Here is a 14,097-nt window from a genome sequence, read left to right on the forward strand (position 1 = left end):
TATCCGGCCGTGCCGGCCGCCAGCGCCGCGCCCACCCGGCTCGCCCCGCCGTCGGCGAACTCGTCCGCCGTGTCGCGCCAGACGAACCCGTGGAACGGGGCGACGGTCAGGGCGGTGTCGGCGCCGTGTTCCACGATCGCGCGGGCGACGCCGTCGATGTCCTCGCGGAGGATGAACGGGCTGGTGCACTGGACGAGCATCACGACGTCGACAGCGGCACCGTGGAGCGCCTCGTGGGCGTCCATGGCGTGCAGGACGGCGGCCTCGGAGGTCGCGGTGTCACCGGCGATGGCGGCGGGGCGGAGCACGACCTCGGCTCCGGCCTCCCGGCCCGCGGCGGCGATGGCGTGGTCGTCGGTGGAGACGACGACGTCGGTCACCAGCCGGGCGGCGAGGCACTCGCGCACCGCGCGGGCCACCAGCGGAACGCCGCCGACGGGGGCCAGGTTCTTCGCGGGGACGCCCTTGGAGCCGCCGCGCGCGGGGATCACGGCGAGCACACGGCGTGCGGAAGTCGCTCGGCCCGCTTCCGGGTTGGACATGGGTGGGACTCCTTGCGGTGCGTGCGAAGAGGTCGGGCGGCGGCTCACAGCTCCCCCATCCGTCGGATGACGGGTGCCACGCGCTGCACTCCGTGGCGGTAGGCGCCACGCGCCGCCCGGCGCACGATCTGCCGTACGGGTCCGGCCTGCCGGTCGGCGGCGGGCGCCCCGGGCAGCGGTTCGCCGTCGGGGCCGAGGTGGTGGCGGGCGAGGATGCCGGGCAGGTAGCCGGGCGCGGTGACGGGCGTGTAGTACGGCGCGAGGGGCGGCAGTCCGTCGGCCGCGACCAGCTTGGCGATGCGGTCGCGGGCGGCGTCGAAGGCGCCGGCGTACGAGCCTGCCCCGGACTTCGTCCGGGAGGTGCCCCCGGCGACGACGCCCTGGCGGGCCACCCACCCCGGGTCCGGCGCGGGCTCGTACCCGGCGTCCAGCTGGTCCCAGGAGGCGAGGCAGCCGGAGCCCACGAAGTGGTGGTTGCCGAGGGTCTCGCGGATCCCTAGGTCGGTGAGGACGACGGTGGGGATCCGGCGGTGCAGCGACTCCAGGGCGGCCGTGGAGCTGATGGTGACCAGCAGGTCGGTGGTGTCGAGGACCTCGCCCATGTTCCCGTACACCAGACGGAAGTTGGCGGGCGCGTCACCGGGCAGCCGCTCCACCAGCTTCTGGTACGGCAGTTCCTCGATGTGCGTGGTGTGCTCGCCCGGCCTGGAGCGCAGCTTCAGCAGGACCTGGCGGTCCGGGTGCAGCTTCGCGTGCTGGACGATGCGGTTCAGCAGGTACGTACGGTCCCTGCGGTTGTCCGGGACGGACGGCTGTACGGCGAAGACGACCGTGTAGGGCCTGCGCCCTTGCTCCGCGGACGGGTCCTCGGCGCCGGCGTAGGGCCTGCCGCCCAGGAAGGGCAGCGCGACCTCGGTGACCGAGGAGGCGTCGGCGCCCACACCCTCGTACACGGCCCGGAACCGGTCCGCGTCCTGGCGGGAGTTGGCGAGGACGAGGTCCGCGCCGTGCCGCAGCAGCAGACCGTCGGCGAGCTTCTCGTAGACGACACCGACGTAACCGGTGACGACCACGGGCCGCCTGCTCCGGCCGTCCCAGGCCCGGCGCAGGCCGTGCAGCATCGCCTGGACGCCCCCGCCGACGAGGGAGAGCAGGACGACGTCGTACGACTCCTCCTTCATGGCACGCAGGAACTCGAGGCCGGTCACCTCGCGCAGGGAGTCGGGGCGAACGCCGACCTCCTGGAGCTGGCGGGCTGTGGGGGTGGCTCGGCCACGCAGGAGGAAGCCGTCCAGGCGGATGTCCGAATCCTCCGGAGCGAGACGGGTCGCGGTGAGCGCGCCCCATTTCCACCGGGTGTCGGAATCCGCGAGTACGGCGACTCGCAGGCCGTTCGTAGCACTTGCTGGCACACCGAAGACGCTAGGAAGTAATTCCGTTGTACGGCCCAACCCGAATACAACAAAGGGTTAACAGCACATCGCCGAACGGCGAATCGGGGTACGGAAGGCGCAGGAAAGTGCCTGGTTCACGGTTCCGCCACGCGTCGTTCACCTGACATCAAGCAGGTGGTCAAGACGAATGCCGGACGGCCCCCTAACGTCACGGGGGTGGTCAAGCTCTCCGTCATCGTGCCGTTCTACAACGTGCAGCAATACGCGCCCGACACCCTGAAGAGTCTCAGAGCCAACGCTCATGACGACTTCGAATTCATTCTCGTCGACGACTGCTCTCGCGACGAGACACCGGACATTCTCGCGCGCGCGGAGCGCGAGCTGCCGGGGGCGGTGTATGTCAGACACGAGAAGAACGGAGGACTGGCGACCGCGCGCAACACGGGCATCGACAGGGCCCGCGGCGAATACCTGACGTTCCTCGACGGGGACGACTGGCTCGCCCCCGGCTACTACCCCCGACTGCTCGGTGCCATCGAGGACCTGGGCTGCGACTTCGTGCGCACGGACCATGTCCAGTGCACCGCGCGGGCCCGCTCCGTCCACCGGGTGCCCAACGGGCGCCGGGGCGTGGTGATGAACCCGCGGGACGCGATCCTGCCCGCCGACCGCTCCACCTCCGTCGACTACGCGTACGCCTGGGCGGGCATCTACCACCGCCGCCTGGTCGACAAGGGCGTGCTGCACTTCACCCACGGACTGCGCACGGCGGAGGACCGGCCGTGGATCTGGAAGCTCCACCGGGAGGCCGATTCCTTCGCCACGGTGGGGCTGCTGGGCGTCTTCTACCGGCGCGGGGTGGCTTCTTCCCTGACGCAGATCGGCGACGTACGCCAGCTCGATTTCATTCGCGCATTTGACCAGGTCATCGCGGAAACGGCGCAGGACCGGGACGCGGACGCACTTCTCCCCAAGGCCGTGCGCACATATTGCGCGATTATCTCCCATCATTTGGGATCCATCGAAAGGTTCGAGCCGGCGGTGGCACGGAAACTGAAGTCGATGAGCGCGGTCGCGCTGCGCCGAATGCCGCAGGACGTGCTCGACGAGGCCCTCGACTCCATGGACGTCCAGCGCGCCACCCGGCTGCGCCGGCTGCGCCGCCGTCCCGCCGCCACGGGGGTCGCCGCGTGACCACGCAGATCTTCATGGCGTCCACGCTGTACGGCACGGCCACACTGGCCGCCGCCCTGGACACCGAGTGCTTCCGCCCCGCGGCCCGGCGCATCCTGCTGATCTCCAACAACGCGGCCACGCCGGAGACGGCCCCCGGCCTGGACGAGATGCCCGGCTTCGAGCGGCTGCGCGGCCGCTTCGACGACGTGATCTCCTGGAACGAGACCATCGCCCCCTTCCACCCCGGCGGCTGGTCCCCGCGCCCGGACGACGTACCCCTGTGGGAGCGGCACCTGCGGCTGCTGTGGAACCTGGGCGACGACGATGTCGAGCTGGCCGTGGAGTCCATCCAGGTCCACCCGGCACTCGGCTTCACCCAGATCTTCACCGGCGCCCCCGTGACCGTGTACGCGGACGGCCTGATGAGCTACGGCCCCACCCGCAACAAGATCGACCCGCTGGTCGGGACACGCATCGACCGGCTGCTGCACCTGGACCTGGTGCCGGACCTGAAGCCGCTGCTGCTCACCGAGTTCGGGGTCGAGGCGGAGATCGTGCCGACGGACGCCTTCGTGAAGGTGCTGGCGGAACTCGTCGACACCGGTGACGTACTGCCCGCGATCGAGAAGCCTGCGCTGCTGCTCGGGCAGTACCTCTCCGCGCTCGGCATCCTCACCGCCGAGGAGGAGGAGGATCTCCACGTACGGATGCTGAAGGGCGCGGTCGCGCTCGGGCACACCAAGGTCGTGTTCAAGCCGCATCCCAGCGCCCCGGCCCGCTGGTCGCGCGGCCTGGAGAAGGAGGCGGAGCGGCTCGGCGCCGACCTGACCGTGCTGGACACGCCGGTCCTCGCCGAGGTGCTCTACCAGCGGATGCGTCCGGCCCTCGTCGTCGGCTGCTTCTCCACGGCCCTGCTCACCGCCTCCGCGCTGTACGGCCTGCCGGTCGCCCGCGTCGGCACGAGCACCCTGCTGGACCGGCTCGCCCCGTACGAGAACAGCAACCGGGTGCCCGTCACGATCGTGGACGCGCTGCTGCCGGAGCTGGGCGACCGGACGGCGGTCGCCTCGCAGCAGCCGGGCACGAGGGTGGCGGACCTCAACGCCCTGGTCCGGGCGGTGGGCTTCGCGATGCAGCCGAAGATCTACCCGTCGCTGCGCGCGGAGACCGAGGCGTATCTGACGAGGAGTCTGAGCACGTACACCCTGCGGTACTTCAAGCGCCGCCGCCTCACCTCGCTGGGGCTGCCCGGCGGCATTCCCGTCCAGCTCGCCTTCATCCCGCGCAACGCGACCGTACGCAGAGTCGCGCGGCGGGCGCGGTCCCTCAAGCGCGCCACCCTGGGGTGAGCCCGGTATGACCACGAACAGCACCACGCTCGCGACGCCCGCACCGGAAGCGGGCGCGATACCCACGACCACGTCGGCGGCCCCCGTGCAGCGGGGTGCCGGCCGGCCCGCGCCGCGGCTGCGCGCGCTCGACGGACTGCGGCTGCTCGCCGCGCTGATGGTCGCCGCGTACCACTACGGCGGCCGGGACGGCGAGATCGCCGAGGCGTGGGGCACCTCGCCCAGGCAGCAGTTCCCCACGCTGCACGAATGGTTCGCCTACGGCTGTCTGGGCGTACAGATCTTCTTCGTGATCAGTGGTTTCGTGATCTGTATGAGCGGCTGGGGCCGCCCCCTGCACTCCTTCTTCGTCTCCCGCGCCTCCCGGCTGCTGCCCGCCTACTGGGCGGCGGTGATCCTGGTGACGGCGGTGTTCGCCCTGCCGGTGGTCGCGTACGAGGCGGTGTCACCGAGCGACGCGCTCGTGAACCTGACGATGATGCAGCAGCCGCTGGGCGTGGACCGTGTGCTGGGCGTCTGCTGGACGCTGTGGGCGGAGGTCCGCTTCTACGCGCTGTTCGCCCTCTGCGTCGTCCTGCCGGGCGCGAACCGCCGCCGCGTGATCATGTTCTGCGCGTGCTGGACCCTGGCGGCGGTGATCGCGCAGTCCGTGAACGAGCCCCTGCTGGACGTCGTGCTGATGCCGGAGTACGCGCCGTTCTTCATCGGCGGGATCGGTCTCTACCTGGTCCACCGCGACCGGCGTGACGCCTACGCGTGGGGGATCGTGGCGGTGAGCTGGCTGATCGGCCAGCACTACGCGGTCCGCGAGCTGTGGCACGCCCCGAACCCGGAGTTCTTCTCCTTCCGCACCTCGTTCGGCATCGTCCTGGTCGTCACCCTCGGCTTCATGGCGGTGACGGCGATCGCCCTGGGCGGGCTGAACCGGATCAACTGGGCCTGGCTGACCACCGCGGGCGCCCTGACGTACCCCTTCTACCTCGTGCACGAGCACCTGGGCTGGCCGGTGGTGCGGGCACTCCACCAGGGTCTGGGCCTTCCGTCCTCCCTGACCGTGGCGCTGACCGTGGCGCTGATGCTGACGCTCGCCCGGCTGCTGCACCACTGGGTCGAACGCCCGTTGCAGCCATTGCTGCGCAGATCGCTCGGCGGACGCCGTGGCTGAACACGAAATTGGCCCGCGGTTCATCCGGCCCGGGGATTCGACATCGCCTCCGCGGAGAGGCTCCGCATCATCCTTGACCGGGCCGTAGCCCTCTCATGGGTTCCCGGCCCGTGCACCCGTTCACCCATTAACCCCGTTCACCAGTTGACCCGTTCACCTATTGACCCGTTCACCTGTTCGCCTGTTCGTCTCGTCGACACAAGAGAGTCTTCTGTCCTCATGACCTCTGAACAAGGCACGATCCGGCTCCCCCGTGAACTCGATGACGTCCCCGGCTGGTTCCCGGTGCTCGACCAACTGCTCTTCGACTGGTTCCTGCGCCGGCAGGAGGGCGCGGGCGTGAGGGGCGACCTCCTGGAGGTCGGCGTCTACATGGGCAAGAGCGCCATCTTCCTCGGCCGGCATCTTCAGGAGGGTGAGGCCTACACGGTCTGCGACCTCTTCGAGAGCGACGCACCGGACGACGCCAACGCGGCGGAGGCCACCAAGTCGTACCGCAGCACGCTCACCCGCCGGGCCTTCGAGGCCAACTACCTCTCCTTCCACGACGAGCTGCCCCGCGTCCTGCAAGGCCCCAGCTCGATCGTCCCCGGCGAGGTCGAGCCGCGCTCCTGTCGTTTCGTGCACATCGACGCCTCGCACCTGTACGAGCATGTCGAGGGCGACATCAGCGCCGCCCGGGACTGCCTCCTCCCCGGCGGTCTGGTCGTCCTCGACGACTTCCGTTCGGAGCACACCCCCGGTGTCTCCATCGCCGCTTGGGAGGCCGTCCTCAACCGGGGCCTCAACCCCGTCTGCCTCAGCACGCAGAAGCTCTACGGCACCTGGGACGACCCGGCGCCGATCCAGGACGCCCTCCTGGAGATGGTCGCGGAGCGGGACGACTGCCACGTCAGCAACCAGCAGGCGGCCGGCCACCGCATCATCCGCCTCAAGTCCAGGGGCATGAAGGCCCCGACCTTCCCGAAGTCCCGCCACTGGACAGGCCCCGAACCACCGGCCACCACCCCGGCGGCCCCCGAACCGCAGCCTCCGGCCAACCCCCGCCCGCCCCGGCCCCGGCCCCGGCGGAACAGCGCCCGCGGACTGGCCGTGGACCTGCTGCCACCGCTGGTGACCAGGGTGATCAGGAAGGCGAGGGCACGAAAGAAGCCGGGAAGGTGACCCACGAGTTGGTAGCGACGCAGAGCCGCCCCTGACGCAGAGCCGGCCATGCCTCAGGGGCGGTCGCAGCCGTGCCGCAGGGCCGATCAGCGACGCGGATCGCGTGTTCTCCGCGCCTCGGGGGTCTTCGCCCTGAGGGGCGCAGCCCCGAAAGGGGCGCGGGGAACTGCGCGACCAGCCCCACACGACCCGCAGCCGCCCGCCGACCTGCCCCGCCGAGTTCTCAGCTCCCCCCACTCCCCCGCAGCGTCACAGAGATCCCCACCAGCACCGCGTCAAGGCCCACGTCAAACCCCCGCTCCTGCTCCCGGAACATCTCCCACCCGGCCTCCACAGCCAACGGATACGCCGCCAACCGCTCAGCCCGCGCAGCAAGGTCGTACCCTTCCCCGCCCGCCACCGGGTCCGGCCCCATGGACTGCTCCTCGATGACGTACCCGATCGTGTAGCTGTAGGCCGTGAACCAGGCCCGCGCGGCCCCCGCCGGCGTGAACCCCGCGGCCGTCAGCACGCGCAGATTCGCCTCCATGGGCGCCGCGTACGACAGATCCGTGAAGTGCGTCCCGCTGTACACCTTCGCGCCGTCGCGGTACCGCAGCAGATGCTCGCGCAGCCCCCGCATCCGCGCCCGGAAGGTCTCCTGCCAGTCGGCGCCCCCGTCTCCTCCTGACGGCATCCCGGCCCAGTCCGCCGCCATGCGCCGCATCATCTCGGTCGCCATCTCGTCCAGCAGGTCCTGCTTGTTCTTGAAGTGCCAGTAGAGCGCGGGTGCCTGGACGTCGAGCTCCTTGGCGATCAGTCGGAGACTCAGCCCTTCCAGGCCGACCTCGTTCAGCAGCCGCAGGGCCGCCTCGGCGACCTGTGCCTTGTCCAGCTTCGGGGATTTCCTGGGAACCACGTTGACAGCTTAACGGCGTTAAGCGCATGCTGCCGCGCAAGGGTTACTTAACAGCGTTAAGGAGAGTGGAAGCTCATGAGCGAAGCCATGCACGCCGCAGACACCGCGCACACGACGCGGACCACACAGACCGCACAGACCGCGCAGACCACGGACGTCCTGATCGTCGGGGCAGGCCCCACCGGTCTCGCCCTGGCCGTCGACCTGGCCCGGCGCGGCGTCGGCGCCCTGGTCGTGGAGCGGGCCACCGCGCTGTTCCCCGGCTCACGCGGCAAGGGAATGCAGCCCCGCACGCTGGAGGTCCTCGACGACCTCGGCGTACTCGACGCGGTCCGCGCCGCCGGCGGCCCCGCCCCCGTCGGCATGGTCTGGAGCGACGGGAGCCGGCAGGGAGAGCACCGGATGTTCGACGTGTCGGAACCCACGGAGGCCGAGCCGCACCAAGGCCCCTGGCTGATCCCCCAGTGGCGGACGCAGGAGATCCTGCTGTCCCGCCTGCGGGAACTGGGCGGCGACGTCACCCTCGACCGCGAACTGGCGGGACTGACCCAGGACACGGACGGCGTGACGGCGTCCTTCACCACCGGCCCCGAGGTCCGCGCCCGCTACGCCGTGGCCGCCGACGGGGGCCGCTCCACCGTCCGGCGCCTCCTCGGCATCGGCATGACCGGCGAGACCGTCGACCCGCGCCCGACCCTGGTGGCCGACATCCGCGTCCCGGCCCTCGACCGCGACAACTGGCATCTGTTCCCGCCGACCGGCGACCACGGCTTCATGGCGGTCTGCCCTCTCCCCGGTACCGAGGACTTCCAGCTGACCGCCGGCTTCCCGGACCCGGACACGGTCGTCGACCTCTCCGCGGACGGCATCCGCGAGGTCGTCGCCGCCCGCTCCCACCTCGCCCCCGAGGATGTGACGGAGGTGCGCTGGGCGTCGGACTTCCGGCCCCGGGCCGCGCTCGCGGACCGTTTCCGCGAGGGACGGGTGTTCCTCGCCGGGGACGCGGCGCACGTCCACTCGCCCGCCGGGGGCCAGGGCCTCAACACCAGCATCCAGGACGCGTACAACCTGGGCTGGAAGCTGGGCGGGGTGCTGCGCGGCGACGCGGGCGACGCGCTGCTGGACACGTACGAGGAGGAGCGGCGCCCGGTGGCCGCGGCCATGCTCGGCCTCTCCACCCGGGTCCATCGGGGCGAGGAACGCCGGGGCCGGGCCACGCAACAGCTGGGCCTCGGCTACCGGCACGCCTCCCTCTGCGTCGACACCCGCGAGAACCTGCCCCCGGACGCCCTCCACGCGGGCGACCGCGCACCCGACGGCCGACGCGGCGGCATACGCCTCCTCGACGTCTTCCGCGGTCCGCACTGGACTCTGCTCACCGTCGGCACCGTCGCGCCGACGGACCTGCCGGACACGGCAGACATGGCAGACCTGCCGCAACTGAAGAACGTACGTACGGCGCACATCCCGCCGTACGAGGCCTACGGCACCGGCGTCTTCCTCGTCCGTCCGGACGGCTACATCGGCTGGGCGGGCGACACCCCGGTCGGCCTCACCGCGTACACGACCGCCGCGGGCCTCGCCCAATGCCGCGACGCGGCGAACGCTGCCTGCCGCGGCACTAGGCGCCGCTCGCCAGCGACAGCTTGACCGCGAAGCCCAGGAACATCGCCCCCGCCGCCGAGGTGGCACCCGCCGACAGCCGCTTCCGGCGACGGAAGGTGGCGGCCAGCCTCGTGCCGCTGAATATCAGCGCGCTCAGGTAGAGGAAGCTGGCGGCCTGGGCGAAGGCGCCGAGCACGACGAAGGAGAGGGCCGGGTAGGCGTATCCGGGGTCCACGAACTGCACGAAGAAGGCGACGAAGAACAGGATCGCCTTGGGGTTGAGCAGGCTGATCACAAGGGCACGCCGGAATGGCCGTTCCCCCTCGACGACCTCGTCCCCCGGCCCCTCGGCGACCCGCTCACGCCGGCTCCGCCACATCCCCCAGGCGGCCCGCAGCATCCCCACCGCCAGCCACGACAGATAGCCCGCCCCCGCGTACTTCACGATCCCGAACAACACGGCGTTGGCCTGCAGCAACGAGGCGACACCTGCTGCGGAGAGGGTCATCAGCACACTGTCCCCGACCCACACCCCGGCGGCGGCCCGGTACCCGGTCCGTATCCCGCGCCGGGCGGCCACGGACAGCACGTAGAGGGAGTTGGGGCCGGGCAGGAGGACGATCAGGACGAGTCCTGCCAGATAGGTGGGAAGGTCAGTGACACCGAACATGAAATGGAGTGTCGCACGGGGGTGTGACACCCTGCTCCGGACTTCGGGGCCCACTCTCCGACGAGCGCGGCGGGGCCCACGCGGGTTCGGTCCATGATCACCCGTGCGAAGCAGCCGCCCGGCTCAGAAGGCATCCGACGGAACGTAGGTTCCCCAGACCTCCCGCAGCGCGTTGCACACCTCACCCACCGTGGCACGGGCCTTCAGGGCCTCACGCATCGGATAGAGGACGTTGTCCGTCCCCTCGGCGGCCTTCCTCAGGTCGCCGAGGGCGGCCTCCACCGCCGCCCCGTCGCGCTCCGCCCGCAGCGTCGCGAGCCGCTCCGCCTGCTGGGCCTCGATCGCCGGGTCCACCCGCAGCGGCTCGTACGGCTCCTCCGCGTCGAGCTGGTAGCGGTTGACGCCGACCACGACGCGCTCGCCGGAGTCGGTCTCCTGGGCGATGCGGTAGGCGGAGCGTTCGATCTCGCCCTTCTGGAAGCCGTGTTCGATGGCGGCGACCGCGCCGCCCAGCTCCTCGACCTTCCGCATCAGTTCGACGGCCGCCGCCTCCACGTCGTCGGTCATCTTCTCGATGACGTACGAACCCGCGAAGGGGTCGACCGTCGCGGTCACGTCCGTCTCGTACGCCAGCACCTGCTGCGTGCGCAGGGCCAGGCGGGCCGACTTGTCGGTGGGGAGGGCGATCGCCTCGTCGAAGGAGTTCGTGTGCAGGGACTGGGTGCCGCCCAGCACGGCCGCCAGGCCCTGGACGGCGACGCGGACGAGGTTCACCTCGGGCTGCTGCGCGGTCAGCTGGACGCCGGCCGTCTGCGTGTGGAAGCGGAGCATCAGGGACTTGGGGTTCCGCGCGCCGAACTCGTCCTTCATCACCCGGGCCCAGATCCTGCGCGCCGCGCGGAACTTGGCGACCTCCTCCAGGATCGTCGTCCGGGCGACGAAGAAGAAGGACAGGCGCGGGGCGAAGTCGTCGACGTCCATGCCCGCCGCGACCGCCGTACGCACGTACTCGATGCCGTCGGCGAGGGTGAACGCGATCTCCTGCGCGGGGGAGGCGCCCGCCTCGGCCATGTGGTAGCCGGAGATCGAGATGGTGTTCCACCTGGGGATCTCGGCCTTGCAGTACTTGAAGATGTCGGCGATCAGACGGAGCGAGGGCTTGGGCGGGAAGATGTACGTCCCACGCGCGATGTACTCCTTCAGCACATCGTTCTGGATCGTGCCCGTGAGCCGCTCGGCCGGTACGCCCTGCTCCTCGCCGACCAGCTGGTACATCAGCAGCAACAGGGCCGCGGGCGCGTTGATCGTCATCGACGTCGAGACCTTGTCCAGCGGGATGCCGCCGAACAGCACCCGCATGTCGTCGACCGAGTCGATCGCCACGCCCACCTTGCCGACCTCGCCGCTCGCGATCGGGGCGTCGGAGTCGTGGCCCATCTGGGTGGGCAGGTCGAAGGCGACGGACAGACCCGTCGTGCCATGGGCGATGAGCTGCTGGTAGCGGGCGTTGGACTCCACCGCCGTACCGAAGCCGGCGTACTGGCGCATGGTCCAGGGGCGGCCGGTGTACATCGACGGGTAGACACCACGGGTGTAGGGGTAGCCACCCGGGTCGCCGAGCCTGTCCGCCGGATCCCAGTCCCGCAGCGCCTCCGGTCCGTACACCGGCTCGATGGGCAGTCCGGACTCCGACTCGCGCGCCATGGTGTGCCCTCCGTCTGCCCGGTTGCTCGGGCGCCCGCTTGTTACCAGCCAGTACCGTGACCCGCGAGGCGGACTGCAGCGGCGGGTCCGCGCCCGGGTGGAGCGCAGTCGGCTGGGCCTTGCTCACCACCATGCCCGTTAGTTCGCGACGGGTCACGTCCGGGAAACCTCTCCGGGAGAGCGGCCGGATGCGGTGGATCATGAGACGACGGGGGCCCTTGATGCGTACCAAGGACATGCGGAGATCGGTGGTCGCGCTCGCGGCACTCGCCATGGCCGGCGCCTGCACGGCCCAGGGGATCGAGGTGCACGGCGGCCAGCGCCAGCCCGTACGCATCGACGGGACCGCCGCACCGAGCGGCGCCCCGAAGCAGGACGACGGCGACAAGGCCGACGGCGCCGACAGCAGCGACAGCAGCGACAGCAGCGACAGCAGCGACAGCGACAAGGTCGCCGGAGACAGTGACGGCAAGGGGGGACGCGAGCAGGCCCCGCCACCCAGCGCCTCCCCCTCCCCCACTCCCACCGTCGCTCCCACGGTCCTCTGGGCCCAGGGCGACGAAGGGCTGGACGTACGTGAGCTGCAGGCGCGGCTCCGCCAGATCGCGTGGCTCTTCACCGGACCCACGGGGACGTACGACGATCCGACGGTCCGGGCGGTCAGGGGCTTCCAGGGCAAGCGGGGACTGCCGCAGACCGGGAAGACGGACAGCGTCACCTGGGCACGGCTGCTCGACATGACACGGGAGCCCGGGCAGTGGGACCTGTACGCGTACGGCGGGCAGCCGGCCGCGTCACCCGACCCGCGCTGTATGACCGGCCGGGTGCTGTGCATCAGCAAGACCAGTCGCACACTGCGCTGGATGGTGGACGGCCGGACGCTGACGACGGTCGAGGTGCGGTTCGGCTCGGAGTACACACCGACCCGCGAAGGCGTCTTCAGCGTCTACTTCAAGTCCCGCGACCACTGGTCGACCCTGTACGACACCCCCATGCCCTACGCGATGTTCTTCAGCGGCGGCCAGGCCGTCCACTACTCCTCCGACTTCGCGGTCCGCGGCTACTACGGGGCCTCCCACGGCTGCGTCAACGTCCGGGACGAGGCGAAGATCGCGCAGCTGTTCGCGCAGGTCAGGAACGGCGACAAGGTGGTCGTGTACTGGTGACGAGACCCGCGGACGGATCACTCGCCAGATCGCTCGACGGATGGCTCGCCAGATCGCTCGACAGACCTTTGGAGTGACGTGCGTCACATGACGCATAGCGGGAGAGCGTCCGGCGCGTCAGGGGGAGTACGGGGTCACGGGGGACCACGGGGGAATCACGAGGAAATGGGGCGCGGGCGGGACCGGGGGAACGTGTCCCGCCCGCGCCGAGGTGCACGAGCCGTAGGTACGGGGGGAACCCCGGCTCTGTGCGACGGCCGATGACCAGTCGGCTCACTCATTACTGCGCCGGTGCCGCCGAAAGTGTTACCCGTCCCGCGAAAGAATTCATGGCGGATACGAAAGCGCAGGTCAGGATGGGTGCGTAAGCACAGGCTCGGAGGGCGCGGTGCCGACACCGGCGCCGAAGCCGATCGGGTTCACCGCCGCGAGCCGACCGTGGTGGCCACTGCCACCGCTGCCGCTGCCCTTCCCGCCCTTGTTGCCCTTGTTGCCTTTGTTGCCCTTGCCGGCCTTGTTCTTGCCGTTCCCGTGCCAGAGGCCGTTGCCGCTGCCGTTGCCGTTCCCATGGCGGCCCTTGCCGTTGCCGTTCCCGTGGCGGCCCTTGCCGTTCCCGTTTCCGTGGCGGCCCTTGCCGTTGTCCGAGTCGTCGTCCTCGTCGGAGTCGATTCCGGACCGGGCGTTCTTGCCACCACCGCCGGCGGGGCCGCCGGAGTCCGACGCACCGGTCCCGGCGCCCGTGCCCGGCCGCTTCGCCGTGCCGGGGTTGGCACCGCCGCCGGCCAGGACACCTTCGCAGTACCGCTTCAGCTGTCCCTTGCCCTTGCCGCCCGCCGCGTCCTCCAGGCCGCGTCGGCGGTCGGCGTCCAGCTGCTTGCCGTCGCGGACGTCACGGCAGGCGGAGAACACCTGGTCCCACCACTCCTGGGTGCGGTTCTCGTCCTGCCCGCTGCCACCGGGCTGCTCGTCCTCGTCGGTACCGCCGGCGCCCTCGCCTGAAGGGCCGTCGCCCTTCGAGGAGGCGTCCGGCGACACCTCGGGCGACGCCTCGCCCCACGCCCCGCGCCTGCTGTCGCCCTGCCCGGTGTTCGGTGACGGCGACAGCAGCGGTTGGTCCGGCGACTGGGCGGCGGAGATGGTGGCGGAGGGTTCCGGTTCGTCGTCGTGGAACGCGCTCAGCGCGCCGCCGCCGGCCACCACCGTGACCCCACCGAGCATCCCGGCGGCCACGGCCGCGACCAGCCCGAACCGCACCGCCCGGCCC

12 protein-coding genes are annotated in these 14,097 nt (G+C 70.9%); 6 read left to right on the forward strand and 6 right to left on the reverse strand.

Going from position 1 to position 14,097, the window contains the following annotated elements:
- Both AWZ10_RS09370 and AWZ10_RS09375 read right to left on the reverse strand, forming a co-directional pair.
- A partial coding sequence (locus tag AWZ10_RS09370) for an acylneuraminate cytidylyltransferase family protein (RefSeq protein ID WP_159058236.1) occupies positions 1-542 on the reverse strand: 542 nt, incomplete at its 3' end.
- Between the two features lie 44 nt (positions 543-586).
- A complete protein-coding gene (locus AWZ10_RS09375; protein ID WP_046707466.1) occupies positions 587-1,954 on the reverse strand; it encodes a DUF6716 putative glycosyltransferase in 1,368 nt (455 codons plus the stop codon).
- A 198-nt stretch (positions 1,955-2,152) separates the two neighbouring features.
- Here AWZ10_RS09375 and AWZ10_RS09380 point away from each other — a divergent pair, with 198 nt between their 5' ends.
- From AWZ10_RS09380 to AWZ10_RS09395, 4 genes are all read left to right on the forward strand, one after another.
- Complete coding sequence (locus tag AWZ10_RS09380) at positions 2,153-3,130, forward strand: glycosyltransferase family 2 protein (protein WP_060890848.1); 978 nt, start codon at positions 2,153-2,155, stop codon at positions 3,128-3,130.
- Entirely contained in the window at positions 3,127-4,461 is a 1,335-nt protein-coding gene (locus tag AWZ10_RS09385) for an alpha-2,8-polysialyltransferase family protein (RefSeq protein WP_060890849.1), read from the forward strand. The genes AWZ10_RS09380 and AWZ10_RS09385 overlap by 4 nt, the downstream gene beginning before the upstream one ends.
- Before the next feature lie 7 nt (positions 4,462-4,468).
- Entirely contained in the window at positions 4,469-5,626 is a 1,158-nt protein-coding gene (locus AWZ10_RS09390; protein ID WP_079104329.1) for an acyltransferase family protein, read from the forward strand.
- Between the two features lie 219 nt (positions 5,627-5,845).
- Positions 5,846-6,790: a class I SAM-dependent methyltransferase gene (locus AWZ10_RS09395; RefSeq protein ID WP_060890850.1), complete on the forward strand. Its 945-nt coding sequence runs from the start codon at positions 5,846-5,848 to the stop codon at positions 6,788-6,790.
- Between the two features lie 223 nt (positions 6,791-7,013).
- Here the strand turns inward: AWZ10_RS09395 and AWZ10_RS09400 are convergent, their stop codons facing one another.
- Complete coding sequence (locus AWZ10_RS09400) at positions 7,014-7,688, reverse strand: TetR/AcrR family transcriptional regulator C-terminal domain-containing protein (RefSeq protein ID WP_046709259.1); 675 nt, start codon at positions 7,686-7,688, stop codon at positions 7,014-7,016.
- Between the two features lie 87 nt (positions 7,689-7,775).
- On the opposite strand from AWZ10_RS09400, the gene AWZ10_RS09405 reads away from it, so the two are divergent.
- Positions 7,776-9,338, forward strand: a complete 1,563-nt coding sequence (locus AWZ10_RS09405) for an FAD-dependent oxidoreductase (protein WP_079104330.1) — start codon at positions 7,776-7,778, stop codon at positions 9,336-9,338.
- Here the strand turns inward: AWZ10_RS09405 and leuE are convergent.
- Positions 9,310-9,963, reverse strand: a complete 654-nt coding sequence (gene leuE / locus AWZ10_RS09410) for a leucine efflux protein LeuE (protein ID WP_046709258.1) — start codon at positions 9,961-9,963, stop codon at positions 9,310-9,312. The genes AWZ10_RS09405 and leuE overlap by 29 nt on opposite strands.
- A 123-nt stretch (positions 9,964-10,086) precedes the next feature.
- Positions 10,087-11,667 carry an acyl-CoA mutase large subunit family protein gene (locus AWZ10_RS09415; protein ID WP_046709257.1) on the reverse strand — a complete coding sequence of 527 codons (1,581 nt, stop codon included), beginning with the start codon at positions 11,665-11,667 and terminating at the stop codon, positions 10,087-10,089.
- Positions 11,668-11,888: 221 nt separating this feature from the next.
- Between AWZ10_RS09415 and AWZ10_RS09420 the strand changes: the two genes are divergently transcribed.
- Positions 11,889-12,833, forward strand: a complete 945-nt coding sequence (locus tag AWZ10_RS09420; protein ID WP_208618472.1) for a L,D-transpeptidase family protein — start codon at positions 11,889-11,891, stop codon at positions 12,831-12,833.
- 351 nt (positions 12,834-13,184) lie between these two features.
- On the opposite strand, the gene AWZ10_RS09425 is transcribed toward AWZ10_RS09420, so the two are convergent.
- Positions 13,185-14,097, reverse strand: a 913-nt coding sequence (locus AWZ10_RS09425; RefSeq protein WP_079104331.1) for a hypothetical protein, incomplete at its 5' end; no start/stop codon positions are given.

The organism is Streptomyces europaeiscabiei (genome assembly GCF_001550375.1).
Taxonomy (GTDB): domain Bacteria; phylum Actinomycetota; class Actinomycetes; order Streptomycetales; family Streptomycetaceae; genus Streptomyces; species Streptomyces europaeiscabiei.

What these genes read in the sequence shown, in the direction of transcription:
- leuE (WP_046709258.1), bottom strand. Translation starts at nt 9,963, where the DNA reads ATGTTCGGTGTCACTGACCTTCCCACCTATCTGGCAGGACTCGTCCTG.
- AWZ10_RS09405 (WP_079104330.1), top strand. Translation starts at nt 7,776, where the DNA reads ATGCACGCCGCAGACACCGCGCACACGACGCGGACCACACAGACCGCA.
- AWZ10_RS09390 (WP_079104329.1), top strand. Translation starts at nt 4,469, where the DNA reads ATGACCACGAACAGCACCACGCTCGCGACGCCCGCACCGGAAGCGGGC.
- AWZ10_RS09420 (WP_208618472.1), top strand. Translation starts at nt 11,889, where the DNA reads ATGCGTACCAAGGACATGCGGAGATCGGTGGTCGCGCTCGCGGCACTC.
- AWZ10_RS09395 (WP_060890850.1), top strand. Translation starts at nt 5,846, where the DNA reads ATGACCTCTGAACAAGGCACGATCCGGCTCCCCCGTGAACTCGATGAC.
- AWZ10_RS09415 (WP_046709257.1), bottom strand. Translation starts at nt 11,667, where the DNA reads ATGGCGCGCGAGTCGGAGTCCGGACTGCCCATCGAGCCGGTGTACGGA.